Genomic DNA, 13,866 nt, shown 5'->3' with positions numbered 1-13,866 from the left:
TAGCGGATCGCGGCGCGCGGCGCCCGCGCGGGGCGGCGGCTGTGGACGGCGCACACCCGGCCATCACCGTCGATCTTGTAGCCATCGCAAACGGAAATCGTTTTCCTTCACGATGGCTACAAGATCGACGGGGCTCAGGCGCGCCGGTCGGCGCGTACGACGGCGCTCAGCTCCACGCCGCCGGGCAGCACCGGGGTGAGTTCGGTGGTCAGGCGGTCGGCGACGCGGCGCAGCGACTCGTCGTCGCGGCGCTCCAGCTCCAGGCGGATACCGATCTCGGCGCGGTCGGACTCGTGCACGCGCACGCGCCCGATGCCGAACTCGGTGTGGGTGACCCGGTAGATGAGGGCGAGGATCTGCGGGTCGTCCTTGGGGGCGGGCACGGTGCCGTGCTCGGCGAGGGTGGTCAGGAACCGGCCCTGGACGGCATAGGTGACGGGGCCGGCGACGTCGACGACCACGGCGTCGGCGCCCTCGTCGATGGCCGCGCGGCAAGCCTCGACGGCGGTGACCGGGACCGGGCGGGCGTCCTCGCGCCAGGCGCGGGCGGAGTCGACCGAGGTGAAGGCGAGCACGCCGCGGCGGCCGTCCTGGCCGATCATCAGCGGCAGGGCGATGTCGCTGGACTTCTCGCGCGTGCGGCCGTCCTCGTCCTGCTCGGTCTCGTCGGCCACGGCCACGACCGGCACCAGCACGCGGGAGTCCCCCAGCGCCGCGAGCACCTGCCGGTCGCCGGCCTCGCCCCGGGAAAAGGCGTCGAGCCGCGCGGCGACGGCGGGATCGGGCGAACCGTCGTCGTCGCGGAATCGCTGTGCGCCGGAGATGGTGGGGCGGGTCACGCGGCTCCAGACTCCTGACTGTTCGGGACGGATCAACCCCGGTCGGGATGTCCGGGACCAGCTTAGCCAACCGGGCACGCATCCACGCGGGAAAACGCCGCTGGGCGCGCCGCGGCCGGGCACCGCCGACAGCGCTCGGAGCCGATCGGACCAGTCCGCATCGCCGATTTTCGGAAGTGCGCTATTACAATAAGTGACAACGTCGGCAACGACGCGGCAAGGGGACAGCATGTCGGATCAGCAGCTCAGGCCGGGGACATGGCGGATCGACAGGGCGCACTCGGTGGTCGGCTTCTCGGTGCGCCACATGATGATCAGCCGGGTCCGGGGGCGCTTCGAGATGTTCGACGCCGAGCTCACGGTGCCCGAGGACCCTCTGCAGTCGTCGGTGCGGGCGACAGTCGACGCCGCCTCCATCGATACCGACGACGCGCAACGGGACGCCCGCGTGCGCTCCGCAGACTTCCTCGACACCGCCATGCACCCTCAGTGGACGTTCCTGTCCACCGGAGTCCGCACCTCCGGCGAGGACTTCCTGCTCGACGGCGACCTCTCCGTGAAGGGCAGCACGCGGCCGGTGGTGCTCCGGCTGGAGTTCAACGGCGTGAGACAGGACGCCTCCGGCCTGTTCCGCGCCCGTTTCCGCGCCGGGACCGAGATCAGCCGCAGCGACTTCGGGGTCGACATCGAGATGCCCATGGACGGCGGCGGCGTCGTGGTCGCCGACCGGATCAGGATCGAGATCGACGCGGAGTTCACGCACGAGGCGGACTGACCGGCCGCCCGGTATGCTCGTGGCGCCGCCCCGGCGGATGCACCCCGCATCCCGAGCGCGGCGCGTCCCGCAGCCACGCCGAAGGAGCGCCGTGCCCGAAGCCCCGTTCGCGGCCGAGGCCGTCTCGGCGATCACCAGGCACATGAACGAGGACCATCCCGGCGAGACCCTGGCGATCTGCCGGGCCCTGGGCGGGGTCCCCCGCGCCACCGCGGCGCGGATGACCGGCCTGGACAGCGAGGGCGGCGACTATGCGGCCGTTGTCGGAGGCGCGGAGACCGCGGTGCGCATCCGCTGGTCGGAGCCGCTGACCGAGCGCGCTCAGGTCCGCCGCGAGGTCGTGCGGATGTACCGCGAGGCCTGCGAACGGCTGGGCGCGCCCCCCGGCGGCGAGGGCCCCGGCGGGCGCTGACCGCGCGAGCGGACCGCACCCGGGCCTGCCGAGGCGTCCAGGCCGCGCGGATCAGGGACGGATCCGGGTCGCGGGTCATCCCCGACCGCTCGGGGCTCGCCTAGTCTGGAAGGCGCCAAGGCCCGGAGCGGCGCCGTTCGCGGCGACGCGGCCAGGGTGTCAGCGACAGCCCCGAGAGCGCCGCAACCACGATGGTCGATCCCGAGTCCGCCGATCCCGACTCGCCCACACGCAACATCGAGCCGGCCACCACCCGGCTCGACGCCGACCGTGCCCGCACCCGGTGGGTCACCCGCGTCCTGCACCCGCTCACCGGCGGGTCCGGCGCTGCGCCGGGCACGTTCTCCGGCGCCGCCCGCACCCGCGCCCTGGTGCGCCCCGCTCCGGCGGCCGGCGCCGAGGGCGCGGCCGAGCATCCGGCGCGGCCGTGGTGGCGCCGCCTGCTGTCGCCGCTGGTCTCGTGGCTCCCGCGCCTGCTCGCGCAGGTGGTCGTCGGGCCCGCGGGCGAGATCGACTACGCGGTGCCCGCCGAGCTGCGCCGCGCCTACACCGTACGGGAGCGGATCGGAGCCGGCGGCGAAGCCGTCGTCTACCTCGCCGAGCCCGCCGGAGCGGGGCGCAGGCGCGAAGGTGAGGACGGTCCGGCGCCGGGGCGCCGCTTCGCGCTGAAGGTCTACCGCCCCGGCCACGACATCAACCGCGAGCTGCTGGACCGGCTGCAGGCCCGCGGCGAGGGCGACCCGCACACGCCCGCCATCCACGGCTACGGCCGCACGCGCAGCTCCTGGGGCGAGGACGTGGCGTGGGAGGCCCAGGAGTACTTCCCGCAGGGCTCGCTGCGCTCGGTGCTGGACCGGGCCCCGCTGGACGACGCGGCCGCGCGCGCCGTCGTGGCGGCCGTCGCCGACTGCCTGCACCACTGGCAGGACCAGCTCCAGCACAACCACACCGACGTCAAGCCCGAGAACCTGCTGATCCGCTCCCTCGACCCGCCCGTGTTCGCGCTGACCGACTTCGGCGGCGCGGTGCGGGCCACGATGAGCCGCGTCTACGGCGGACTGGCCGTCACGGAGGCCTACGCCGCGCCTGAGGTCGTCGAGGGCCGCCGAGAGGCACCCGCTGCCTGGTGGTCGCTGGGTGTCATGGTCCACGAGCTGGTCACCGGCCGCAGGCCGGAGCGCGGGGAGAGCTGGCTGACCGCGCGCAGCACCGAGGTCGACGTCTCGGCGGTCGCCGACGAGTCCTGGCGGCTGCTGGCGCGCGGACTGCTCACCCCCGCCCCGTCGGCGCGCTGGGGCTGCGGCGAGGTGCGGCAGTGGCTGGCCGGGGAGCGCCCGAGCATCGTCCGGCCGCGCGGGCACGCGCCCATCCGCTTCGCCGACACTTCCCACGACGACCCGCCCAGCCTCGCCTTCGACCTGCTGGACCGCTGGGACCGCGGCGAGGTGTGGCTGCGCACGCACTGGCCGACGGTGCGCACCTGGCTGGACCGCGAGGTCAACGACTACACCTTCGACCGCAGCTACCTCACCGACCTCGACGCCCGCCCCGAACGGGTGCACCTGGCCATCAGCGCGCTGGCGGCCCGGTTCGTGCCGGGGATGCCCCCGCGCTTCCGCGGCCTGGAGGTCGGCGCCGAGGGCGTGCTGTCCCTGGCCCGGGGCGGGTCCAGCCGCCACTCCGTACTGCGGGAGGCCCTGGAGCTGGGGGCGCTGGGCCTGGCGGCCCGGCACTGGTGCGGCCACCCCGGCTGCCGCGCCGAGGGCGCCGGCCGCTGCGCTCCGCTGGAGCACGTCCAGCACGAAGTGCCGCTGATCATGCGCCAGGTCGAGGCCGCAGCCCGAGGACTGGAGTCCGGGCCCGCATCGGCCGCCGGCGTCGCCGACCTGCCCCGCCACGCCTGGGACGGAGCGTGGGCGCTGGCCGCCGAGCTGGTGCTCGACCCCGAGGCGGGGGCGCGCGAGCGCGGGCGACTGCGCGCGCAGTCCTGGCACCCGCGCCTGCGCAGCGCGGCCCCGCACGTCGACTGGTGGCGCCATCAGCGCGACACCGGGCTGCGCCGCCGATCGGACGCGCTCGCGTCGAACGCGGCCCTGGTCACCGCCTCGCTGCTGCTGCCGGTCGCCGCGCGGGTGGGTGCCGCCGAGCGCGACCGGGAGAGTCGGGAGAGCCGCGCACGGCGCCGCGACCGGTGGGCCGCGTTCTCCGACGCCGTCTCCGACCGCTGGCAGCGTGTGCGCGAACGCACGGGCGGCCCCGCCGCGGCGCCGCCGCAGGACCCCGCCGGGGCGCCATGGGGTACCGCGCCTTACGGGCGGCCGGACTCCCCGTACGGGCGGCCGGACTCGTACGGGCGCCCGCTGACCGAGTCCGAGCAGCGCAAGGCGCGCCGCCGCGAGGAGCGGGAGCGACGGCGCGTCGGCCGCAGCATGCGCCAGCTCGAACGGGCCGAGGGCGCCGGACGGTGCCGCAGGTTCGCCTACCCCGCCGCACTGGCCGGGCTCGTCGACGGGCTGGGGCGGCTGATGCGTGCCGACGGGTTCTATCCCGATCGGCCGGGTCCGATCGCCGACGCCTACGCGGGTCTGGTCGAGTTCGCGCGCAGTGCCGCCGTCTCGGCCGCGGCGGGTGCCGCCGACGCGGTGGTGGGCCTGCTTCCCGCGGGCGCCGCCGGCCGGTGGTGGCTGCCGGTGCTGCTGGGTCTGCTGCTCGTGGTGCTGGGCCGCACGGCGGCGGGCCGCAGGCGCGCCCGCACCCGCCTGGTGGCCTACCGGCTGGCCGTGGCCGGCTCGGTGCTGATGCTGCTGGTGGTGCTCTCCAGCGGGTTGCTGATGGTGGGCGCCGGCGTGCTGATCCCGCTGTACAACCTGCTCGGCTGAGCGACGCCTCCGCTTCCGCGGCGCGGCGTGTCCGCGCCGCGCACGCGCCCGCCGGAGCGGCGGTGCGCGCCCGAGCGCGCGAAGCCGGGCACTATCATCGCCCGGGACCGGTAGCGGAACGGAAGGGCGGCAGTCTGGTGGGCGATGCGATCGAGTTGGCGGCCGGCGGGTACCGGGCGGCCGTCGGCCGCCGCGGTGCGGCGATGTGCCGACTGGCCTACGGCGAGCAGGAGCTGATCTGGCGCGTCCCGCCCGACGAGCCGCCGCCCGCCTCGCACGGGCTGCTGCTGGCGCCCTGGCCCAACCGGATCCGCGACGGCCGATACACCTTCAAGGGCGTTGAGCGGCAACTGGAGGTCACCGAGCCCCGGCGCGGCGCGGCGCTGCACGGTCTGGCCTACGGCAAGCCGTGGCTGCCGGTGGAGATCGGCTCCGACCGCGCCCGGCTGACCTGCGAGCTCGATGGCGGCGACCGGGGCTATCCATACCGCCTCGAACTGACCGTCGACTACGAGCTGCACGCGGCCGACGGTCTGACGGCGACCCTGGGTGCCCGCAACACCGGCGACTCCCCCGCCCCCTACGGCATGGGCGCGCACCCGTTCGTGTCCATCGCGGCGCCGATGGACGACGCGGTGCTGAAACTGCCCGCCTCGCACCGGCTGCCCGTCGACGAGCGGCTGCTCCCCTCGGGCGGCCCGGAGCCGGTGGAGGGCACCGAGCACGACTTCCGCACGCCCCGGCCCATCGGGGCCACGGCCTTCGACACCGCGTTCACCGGCCTGGAGCGCGACGCCGACGGCCTGGCCTGGACGGTGGTCACCTCCGGCGGCACGTCAGTGGGCGTGTGGGGCGACGCGTCCTGCCGCTGGCTCCAGGTGTTCAGCGCCGAGGGCCTGCCCGGGGAGCTGAACCGGCGCGGGCTCGCTGTGGAGCCGATGACCTGCCCGCCGGACGCGTTCAACTCCGGCACCGACCTGATCGTGCTGGAGCCGGGCGAGCGGACGAGCTCCCGCTTCGGGATCATGCGCCTGGCGCAGGGCTAGCCGCGATGTGGGGAAAAGCCCGCGGCGGGACCGGCACGAGCCCGGTCGGCTGATGCCGGCGGCCGTGTCCGCGCCGCCGATTGTGATCGCTCACACCTGCGCTGGCGGCGGGGCCTCCCTCCGGCACCCGCCGCGCCCGGCGGGTACGAGAGTTCACGTGGGCCGGTGCGGGGCGGAGCCGCGGGTTTCGAGGCAGGCCTGGAGGCGCTCCAGATCCTCGGGGGTGTCAATGTCCTCGGGGCTGGCCACGTCGTCGCAGGGCACGTGGGTGACCAGATGTGAGTAGGCACTCAGGAACGGGCGCGCTCCCACGTCGCCCTCGGCGAGGGCGTGGACGCTCGGCCAGTGCTCGCGGCCCAGCAGAACGGGGTTGCGCAGGTTGCCGGCGTAGGTGGCGACGGCCGCGCGGGCGCCGTCGGCGTGGGCCTCCAGCAGCCGCTGCACCGCCGAGGCGCTCACCAGCGGCTGGTCGGCCAGCGCGACGACGACGGCGTCGACGTCCTCGGGCAGCGTGTCCAGCCCCGCCCGCAGCGACGAGCCCAGGCCGCTCTGCCAACCGGGGTTGTGCACCGAGGCCGCGCAGCCCACGTCGACCTCGACCGCCCCGGTGACGACGTAGACCGGCGCGCACCCGCCCTCGCGCAGCGTCCGCACGCCCCGGTCGACGAGCCGCTCCCCCGCGACCTCCACCAGTGCCTTGGGGCGGCCCAGGCGGGCCCCCTCGCCGGCGGCCAGCAGCAGCCCGGCGACCGGTGCCGTCCCCGCACCGCTTTCGCCCCGCTTGCGTGTCGTCATGCCGCGATGATGCCACGCCCGGGCGCCGGGCCGTCCGGTGCCCGGGGACGCCTGCAGGCCCGGGAACGCCGCGTCCTGAGGCGAACCGGCCGATCCGTGCGGGTCGAGCTGCGGGGTTACATCGGACGCTGTCCGCTTCCGGCCTCCGCGCCCGCCGCGTCCCGGGCGTGTCGCGGCGGACCGGTCGGGGTCCGCGGCCCCGGCGCCGGACCGCCCGGTCACCGCGCGCGGCCGGCCGGCACCCTCGGTTCGGCGTCGTCGGCGCCCGCGGCGGCGAGCGGCTCGGTGTGGATGCGGCCGGCGGTGGTGGACAGGGGGCGCCCGCTGCCGCCCCACCGGGTCTGGATCAGCTCGGCGGCGATGGAGACGGCGGTCTCCTCGGGGGTGCGCGCACCCAGGTCGAGTCCGATGGGCGAGCGCACCCGCGCGAGCCGCTCCTCGCCGACGCCCGCCTCGCGCAGCCGCGCCAGCCGGTCCTCGTGGGTGCGCCGGCTGCCCATCGCCCCGATGTAGCCGGCCGGGGTGCGCAGCGCCGCCTCCAGCACCGGCACGTCGAACTTGGGGTCGTGGGTGAGCACGCAGATGGCGGTGCGCTCGTCGATCTGCGCCTCGATCTCGGAGAGGAAGACGTGCGGCCACTTCACCACCACCTCGTCGGCGCGCGGGAAGCGCTTGGTGGTGGCGAAGACCGGGCGGGCGTCGCACACGGTGACCCGGTAGCCCAGGTAGGCGCCGATTCCGGCGACCGCGGCAGCGAAGTCGATGGCCCCGAAGACCAGCATGCGCGGCGCCGGGGCGAAGGACTGCACGAACACCTCCAGCTCGTCGCCGCGCCGCTGGCCGTCGGCGCCGTAGCGCAGGATTCCGGTGCTGCCCTGGGCCAGCATCCCGCGGGCGTCGTCGTCGACCGCGGCCTCCAGCCTGGTCCCGCCCAGGTCCCCTTCGGCGCGGTCGGGCCAGATGACGCGGCGCGCGCCCAGTCGGCCGGGGCCGCCGGCGACGGTGGCCACGGCGACCGGGCGGTGCGACTCGATGTCGGCGATGACCGCGCCCAGGTGCGGGTGGCGGCCCGGGTCGACCGGTTCCACCAGCACGTGCAGGGTGCCGCCGCAGGTCAGTCCGACAGCGAACGCGTCGTCGTCGCTGACGCCGTAGGTGGCGCGGGCGGGCTCGCCGTCGGCGATGACCTGCTGGGCCAGCTCGTAGACGGCGCCCTCGACGCAGCCGCCGGAGACGCTGCCGGCCACCTCGCCTCCGGCGCCCACGGCCATGGCGGCGCCCGCTTCACGCGGTGCGCTGCGGTAGGTGTCGATGACCGTGGCCAGCGCGAACGTGTCGCCGGAGGCGTACATGTCGGCGACGGCGGTGCGGATGTCACGCACGGGGCCCTCCTCTTCCGCGCCGACCGCCGATCACGGCGGTGGCGAGCTGTTCCAGCGCGTCCAGGCTGTGGCCGGACACGAACTCGTCGATGTGCGGCCAGGCGGCCCGCATCCCCGCTGTCAGGGGCGCGTAGCCGGGCTGGGCCTTGTGCGGGTTCACCCACACCACGCGGTGGGCGAGCCGGGACAGCCGCGCCATCTGGGTACCCAGCAGCGCGGCGTCGCCGCGCTCCCAGCCGTCGGAGGCGATGACCGCCACCGCGCCGCGGGCCGCGCCGCGGCGGCCGTAGAGGTCCAGGAACTCCTTGAGCTCGGTGCCCAGGCGGGTGCCGCCGTTCCAGTCGGGGATCGCCTCGGCGACCGCGGACAGCGCGGCTCCGGGGTCGCGGATGCGCATCTGGGGGGTGAGGCGGGTCAGCCGGGTGCCGACGCTGAAGGCCTCGGTGTGGCGGGGGTGGCCGCGCACCACGACGTGGGCCAAGCGCAGCAGGGCGTCGGCGTAGGGCGACATGGACCCGCTGATGTCGACCAGCAGCACGACCCGGCGCGGCCGGGTGGAGCGGTGGCGGCGCGGCAGTCGGACGGGATCGCCGCCGGTGCGCAGTGCGGCGCGCAGCGTGCGGCGGTGGTCGAGCCGGCCGTGCGCCGCGGGTTCGAGGCGGCGGGTGCGGCGGCGCGGGCGGTCGGCACTGATGCGCGAGACCAGGCGCGCCACCTCGGCGCGCTCCTCGCGGGTGAGGGCGGCGATGTCGGCCGAGCGCAGGACCTCGGTCTCGCCCGCGGCGAGCAGTCCGGCGGTGTCGGCGTCGTCGCCCTCGGCCCCCTCGGGCGGGTTCCACATCGCGGGCGCCGTCACGGTGCGCGTGCGCGCGGACCGGGACGGCTCGGGCCGGGCGCCGCCGAAGTAGTGGGCGAAGCAGGCGTCGTAGCGGGCGAGGTCGGCGCCGCAGGAGCACAGGGTCAGCCGGCCGGCCCAGTAGACGGGTCCGGGCCGGGTCACGTCGAGGGTGTCGACGGCGCGCAGGAAGGCCGCCGCGCGGCCGGTGTCGGCGCCGACCCCCGCCGCGCGTAGGGTGCGGACGAACCCCAGCAGGGTCTCGGTGCTGTCGCGGCCGGCCGGGTCCACGGCCCTCACCCCACCGGCGCCTGGTCGTGCCCGTTGAACAGGGACGCGAGCTTGAGTCGGACGGCCTCGTGGTCCTCGCGGTGCTTGATGAGAGCGCCGAGGCTGCGGGCCGCGGAGTCGGGGTCGAGCTCGCGGGCGCCCAGCGCCACCAGCGCCGCGGTCCAGTCGATGGTCTCGGCCACGCCGGGCGGCTTGACCAGGTCCAGGCCCTCGCCGGAGGGTGCGCGCAGCCGCTGCCCGGCGGAGGCGACCTGGCGGACGAGGCGGTCGGCGGCGTCGGGCAGCCGCCGGCGGATGATGGCCACCTCGCGGTCGAAGCCGGGGTTGGGCATCCAGTGGTAGAGGCATCGGCGCTTGAGCGCGTCGTGGACCTCGCGGGTGCGGTTGGAGGTGAGCACGACGACAGGCGGGGTCTCGGCGCGCACGGTGCCGAGTTCGGGGATGGAGATCGTGAAGTCGGAGAGGAACTCCAGCAGGAACGCCTCGAACTCGTCGTCGGCGCGGTCGATCTCGTCGACCAGCAGCACCCCGGGGCCGGCGGCGCTGGCCTCCAGGGCGCGCAGCAGCGGCCGCGCCAGCAGGAACCGGCGGTCGTAGAGGCCCGACTCCAGCCGCTCGGCGTCGGACCCGCCGCCGGCGGCCTGCGCCGCGCGCAGATGCAGCAGCTGGCGCGGGTAGTCCCAGTCGTAGAGCGCCTGGGCGGCGTCGATGCCCTCGTAGCACTGCAGCCGGATCAGCGGTGCACCCATGACGGCGGCCAGGGCCTTGGCCAGCTCGGTCTTGCCGACTCCGGCGTCGCCTTCGAGGAACAGCGGGCGGCCCATGCGCACGGCGAGGAAGCAGGCGGTGGCCGCGCCGTCGTCGGCGAGGTAGTCGTGCTCGTCGAGCCGGCGGGCGAAGTCCTCTGGCCCGGTCGTCGCGTCGGCGGTCCCCTGTGCGTCAGCCATCGTCGGGGCCTCCCCTCCTCCTACGGCCCAGGCTATGCGGTCGGAAGGCTACGGCGGGAGCGGCGGAGGCGGCAAGAACCGGCGGGGCGCGGCGGACGCCCGCGGGTCAGACGATGCCGGCACCACCGTCGATCTTGTAGCCATCGCAAATGGAAGTCGTTTTCCTTCACGATGGCTACAAGATCAACGGGGTTCGGGGCCGGGCTCCTGCGCCTCGCCCCGGGTGTGCAGGAGGCGCTGGAAATCCTCCAGGGCCTCCCGGGCCCGCGCCCCGTCGTTGCTCTGGATGCCCATGACGCCCAGCGTGGAGCCGTCGGCCAGATCGACGGTGGGCCAGGGCTCGCCCGTCGGCATGCGGGCGTCGATGATCTCGGGCCACTCCAGCACGTGGGTGCGGATGCTGTTGACCACGGTCACGCGGGTCTCGGTGGCCTCCAGGCGGGGGCGGGCGAGAAGGTGCAGGACGCCCGCGCCCACGGCGCCGATGGCGACCAGGCCCACCCGGTCCGACAGCCGCCACTGGTCCGGCAGGACGGCGGCCAGCGCCGTCATCGTCACCACGACGAGCGCGGCCAGCGCGTAGCCGACGATGCGCATATTGCGGGGCCGCCAGGTCACCGGCAGCTCGGGGACCTGATCGCGGTGCGCGTCCTCGTCCACTGTGTAGGTGTCTCCTCGCCTGGATCGTGCTCATCCGGGCCCGGCGCCGAGCGCCGGGCCGCAGCTATCCGGATACCCGCTGGTCGGCCGCGCGCAGGCCGCGCAGGACGGCGGCGGTGTCGACGGCCGCCGTGGCGGCCTCCCAACCCTTGTCCTCGCTGCTGCCGGGCAGTCCCGCGCGCTCGCGGGCCTGCTCTTGGGTATCACAGGTCAGCACGCCGTTGGCGACAGGGGTGGACTCGGCCAGCGCGACCTCGGTCAAGCCCTGGGTCAGCGACTGGCAGACGTAGTCGAAGTGCGGGGTGCCGCCGCGGATCACCGCACCCAGCGCGACCACCGCGTGGTGGGTGCGGGCGAGCTGCTGGGCGACGACGGGGATCTCGATCGCCCCCGCCACACGGACGACGTCGGGCTCCTCGGCACCCCAGTGCGCCAGGGCCTTGCGGGCGCGGTCGAGCATGGGGTCGACGACCTCGGCGTTCCAGCGGGTGGCGACGATGCCCACGCGCAGGCCGGCGGCGTCGACCCGGGACTTCTCAGGACGTCCTGTACCGCTCATCTGGATCGGGTTCCTTCCGGGCTGGTGCGGTGGTGCGGTGGTGCGGTTGCCGCCGCGGCGGTTCGCGGCGGCGGCCGCGGCCCGGGCGGCGCGCAGCGCGGGCCGCGCGCCCCTCAGGTGGCGGCGACGCCGGGCAGGTCGTGGCCCATCCGGTCGCGCTTGGTCTGCAGGTAGCGCAGGTTCTCGGCGGTGACGGCGCTGGGCATCGGGATCCGCTCCGCGACCTCGACGCCGTGCTCGCTCAGGCCTTCCGTCTTCTTGGGGTTGTTGCTCAGCAGGCGCACCGAGCGCACTCCCAGGTCGGCGAGCACCGCCGCGCCGCCGCCGAAGTCGCGGGCGTCGGCGGGCAGGCCCAGTTCCAGGTTCGCGTCGACGGTGTCGGCCCCCGAGTCCTGCAGCCGGTAGGCCCGCAGCTTGTGCAGCAGCCCGATCCCGCGTCCCTCGTGGCCCCGCAGGTAGACGATGACGCCGCGCCCCTCGGCGGCGACGGCGGCCATGGCGGCCTCCAGCTGTGCGCCGCAGTCGCAGCGGTGGGAACCGAACGCGTCGCCCGTCAGGCACTCCGAGTGCAGGCGCACCAGAGGGGAGGGGTCTTCGGCGGGGTCGCCCAGGACCAGGGCGACGTGCTCGGCGCCGTCGGACGTACCCCGGTAGCCGACGGCGCGCCAGTCGCCGTGGTTGTTGGGGATGCGGGTCTCGACCACGCGCTCGACCAGCGGTCCGCTGGAGCCGGGCCCGGGCTGGGCGGAGGTGCCGGCCGCCTCGATGTGGTGGACCAACTGGTCGATGGAGACCAGCCGCAGCCCGTGCTCGTCGGCGAATTCGCGCAGCCGCGGCAGGCGGGCCATGGTGCCGTCGTCCTCGACGACCTCGGCGATGACCGCGGCGGGCCGCATGCCCGCGAGCCGCGCGAGGTCGACCGAGGCCTCGGTGTGGCCGCGGCGGGCGAGGACACCACCGGGACGGTACCGCAGCGGCAGCACGTGGCCCGGCCGGTTGAGGTCGGCGGCCCGGGTGCCGGGGGCGGCGAGCAGGCGGACGGTGCGGGCTCGGTCGGCGGCGGAGATCCCGGTGCTGATCCCGGTGCGCGCGTCGACGGTGACCGTGTAGGCGGTGCGCAGGCCCTCCTGGTTCTCCGACGTCATGAGCGGCAGGTCGAGCCGGTCCAGGTCCTCGCCGAGCATCGGCACGCACAGCAGGCCCGAGGTGTGGCGGACCGTGAAAGCGAGCAGCTCGGGGGTTGCGGACTCGGCGGCGAAGACGATGTCGCCCTCGTTCTCGCGGTCCTCGTCGTCGACCACGATCACCGGCCGCCCGGCGGCGATGTCGCCGATCGCATCGGCGATGTCGTCGAGGAGGCTCGGGCGGGCGCCGGCGGACGGGTCCTGCGGGATGCGGTCGATGTCAGCGGGGGCGGGCTGCTCGGTGGTGGTGCTGGTCATCGCTTCGATAACTCCTCGGCCGTTGCCTGCGGTGCGTATGGCGGCTGCGGGGGCCGCGGGCGGGGCCTCCCCCGGGTGCGGGCGTCCCCCGCCGGCCTGCCCGCCCATCAGGCGCCCGCCTGTGAATTCGGCATCAGGCGCTCGACGTACTTGGCGATGACGTCGGCCTCCAGGTTCACCGGCGCGCCGATGCCCTTGGAGCCCAGCGTGGTGAGGTCGAGCGTGGTGGGGATGAGGCTGACGGTGAAGCTGTCGGCGCCGACCGAGGCCACGGTCAGACTCACGCCGTCGACGGTGATCGAGCCCTTGTCGACGACGTAGCGCGCCAGGCCGGACGGCAGCGAAAAGCGGACGGTCTCCCAGCGGGAGCCCGTGACGCGCTCGACGACCTCGGCCCTGGCATCGACGTGGCCTTGGACGATGTGGCCGCCCAAGCGGTCGGACACCTTCGCGGCGCGTTCCAGGTTGACTGGGGACCCCGCGGTGAGCGCGCCGAGGCTGGAGCGGTCCAGGGTCTCCTTCATCACGTCGGCGCCGAAGCTGTCGCCGGAGACGGCGGTGGCGGTGAGGCAGACCCCGTTGACGGCGACCGAGTCGCCATGCCGGGTGTCGGCGGTCACGACGGGGCCGCGCACGGTCAGCCGTACGGCGTCGCCCTCGAATTCGCCCGCCTGCTCGATCCCGGTGATCTCACCGAGCTCCTCGACGATTCCGGTGAACACGTCCCATCCATCCCCTTACCCGGATCAGGCTCCGGGGATGGCGTGCGGGCGGTCGCACCGCCCTGGAAGGACCGGAAGGAGGATGCGGGCGGGGGCCCGCGGCTCGACCGATCCCACGCGTACTGCCTCCCATCCGGACTTTCACCGTCGGTACCGGAGTTCCACCGGTTCAACCGGCCGATGGCATCGGCCGGGTCGCGGACTGTCACCGCCGGTTCGGACTTTCACCGACCCCGGAGCACGCGTTGGTTCAACGTTTCTGGCAACAGTGTGCCATGCCGC

Annotated in this window: 13 protein-coding genes and 1 riboswitch; of the genes, 4 read left to right on the top strand and 9 right to left on the bottom strand. The window is 75.1% G+C overall.

Going from position 1 to position 13,866, the window contains the following annotated elements; genetic code table 11:
• Window positions 1-134 precede the first annotated feature (134 nt).
• The gene (locus tag RM446_RS03280; RefSeq protein WP_311543549.1) at window positions 135-839 is read right to left on the bottom strand and encodes an SseB family protein; all 705 of its coding nucleotides are present in this window, start codon (window positions 837-839) and stop codon (window positions 135-137) included.
• A 229-nt stretch (window positions 840-1,068) separates the two neighbouring features.
• On the opposite strand from RM446_RS03280, the gene RM446_RS03275 reads away from it, so the two are divergent.
• The 4 genes from RM446_RS03275 (at window position 1,069) to RM446_RS03260 (ending at window position 5,951) form a co-directional block, all read left to right on the top strand.
• The gene (locus RM446_RS03275) at window positions 1,069-1,614 is read left to right on the top strand and encodes a YceI family protein (RefSeq protein ID WP_311543548.1); all 546 of its coding nucleotides are present in this window, start codon (window positions 1,069-1,071) and stop codon (window positions 1,612-1,614) included.
• Window positions 1,615-1,705: 91 nt separating this feature from the next.
• Complete coding sequence (locus RM446_RS03270; protein ID WP_311543547.1) at window positions 1,706-2,026, top strand: DUF2470 domain-containing protein; 321 nt, start codon at window positions 1,706-1,708, stop codon at window positions 2,024-2,026.
• A 191-nt stretch (window positions 2,027-2,217) separates the two neighbouring features.
• Window positions 2,218-4,905 carry a protein kinase domain-containing protein gene (locus RM446_RS03265; RefSeq protein ID WP_311543546.1) on the top strand — a complete coding sequence of 896 codons (2,688 nt, stop codon included), beginning with the start codon at window positions 2,218-2,220 and terminating at the stop codon, window positions 4,903-4,905.
• 137 nt (window positions 4,906-5,042) lie between these two features.
• Window positions 5,043-5,951 carry an aldose 1-epimerase family protein gene (locus tag RM446_RS03260; protein ID WP_311543545.1) on the top strand — a complete coding sequence of 303 codons (909 nt, stop codon included), beginning with the start codon at window positions 5,043-5,045 and terminating at the stop codon, window positions 5,949-5,951.
• A 153-nt stretch (window positions 5,952-6,104) separates the two neighbouring features.
• Here RM446_RS03260 and RM446_RS03255 read toward each other — a convergent pair whose 3' ends face one another.
• The 8 genes from RM446_RS03255 to RM446_RS03220 all read right to left on the bottom strand — a co-directional run bounded on the left by RM446_RS03255 (window position 6,105) and on the right by RM446_RS03220 (window position 13,584).
• On the bottom strand, window positions 6,105-6,746 hold the full coding sequence (locus tag RM446_RS03255; RefSeq protein ID WP_311543544.1) for a nucleotidyltransferase family protein: 642 nt from the start codon (window positions 6,744-6,746) through the stop codon (window positions 6,105-6,107).
• A 218-nt stretch (window positions 6,747-6,964) separates the two neighbouring features.
• Window positions 6,965-8,128, bottom strand: a complete 1,164-nt coding sequence (locus RM446_RS03250) for an XdhC/CoxI family protein (protein ID WP_311543543.1) — start codon at window positions 8,126-8,128, stop codon at window positions 6,965-6,967.
• Window positions 8,121-9,254, bottom strand: a complete 1,134-nt coding sequence (locus RM446_RS03245) for a vWA domain-containing protein (RefSeq protein ID WP_311543542.1) — start codon at window positions 9,252-9,254, stop codon at window positions 8,121-8,123. The genes RM446_RS03250 and RM446_RS03245 overlap by 8 nt, the downstream gene beginning before the upstream one ends.
• Before the next feature lie 5 nt (window positions 9,255-9,259).
• Window positions 9,260-10,201 carry an AAA family ATPase gene (locus tag RM446_RS03240; protein ID WP_311543541.1) on the bottom strand — a complete coding sequence of 314 codons (942 nt, stop codon included), beginning with the start codon at window positions 10,199-10,201 and terminating at the stop codon, window positions 9,260-9,262.
• Window positions 10,202-10,384: 183 nt separating this feature from the next.
• Window positions 10,385-10,798 carry a PH domain-containing protein gene (locus RM446_RS03235; RefSeq protein ID WP_311543622.1) on the bottom strand — a complete coding sequence of 138 codons (414 nt, stop codon included), beginning with the start codon at window positions 10,796-10,798 and terminating at the stop codon, window positions 10,385-10,387.
• A gap of 127 nt (window positions 10,799-10,925) precedes the next feature.
• Entirely contained in the window at window positions 10,926-11,420 is a 495-nt protein-coding gene (gene ribH, locus RM446_RS03230) for a 6,7-dimethyl-8-ribityllumazine synthase (RefSeq protein WP_311543540.1), read from the bottom strand.
• A 113-nt stretch (window positions 11,421-11,533) separates the two neighbouring features.
• Window positions 11,534-12,862, bottom strand: coding sequence for a bifunctional 3,4-dihydroxy-2-butanone-4-phosphate synthase/GTP cyclohydrolase II (locus tag RM446_RS03225; protein WP_311543539.1), 1,329 nt, complete (start codon window positions 12,860-12,862; stop codon window positions 11,534-11,536).
• A gap of 107 nt (window positions 12,863-12,969) precedes the next feature.
• Window positions 12,970-13,584 carry a riboflavin synthase gene (locus RM446_RS03220; RefSeq protein ID WP_311543538.1) on the bottom strand — a complete coding sequence of 205 codons (615 nt, stop codon included), beginning with the start codon at window positions 13,582-13,584 and terminating at the stop codon, window positions 12,970-12,972.
• A 115-nt stretch (window positions 13,585-13,699) separates the two neighbouring features.
• Window positions 13,700-13,830, bottom strand: a riboswitch (FMN riboswitch).
• Window positions 13,831-13,866: the final 36 nt, after the last annotated feature.

It is taken from the genome of Streptomonospora wellingtoniae, from assembly GCF_031845375.1.
Lineage (GTDB): Bacteria > Actinomycetota > Actinomycetes > Streptosporangiales > Streptosporangiaceae > Streptomonospora > Streptomonospora wellingtoniae.
This window is presented reverse-complemented; position numbering and strand designations above follow the sequence as displayed.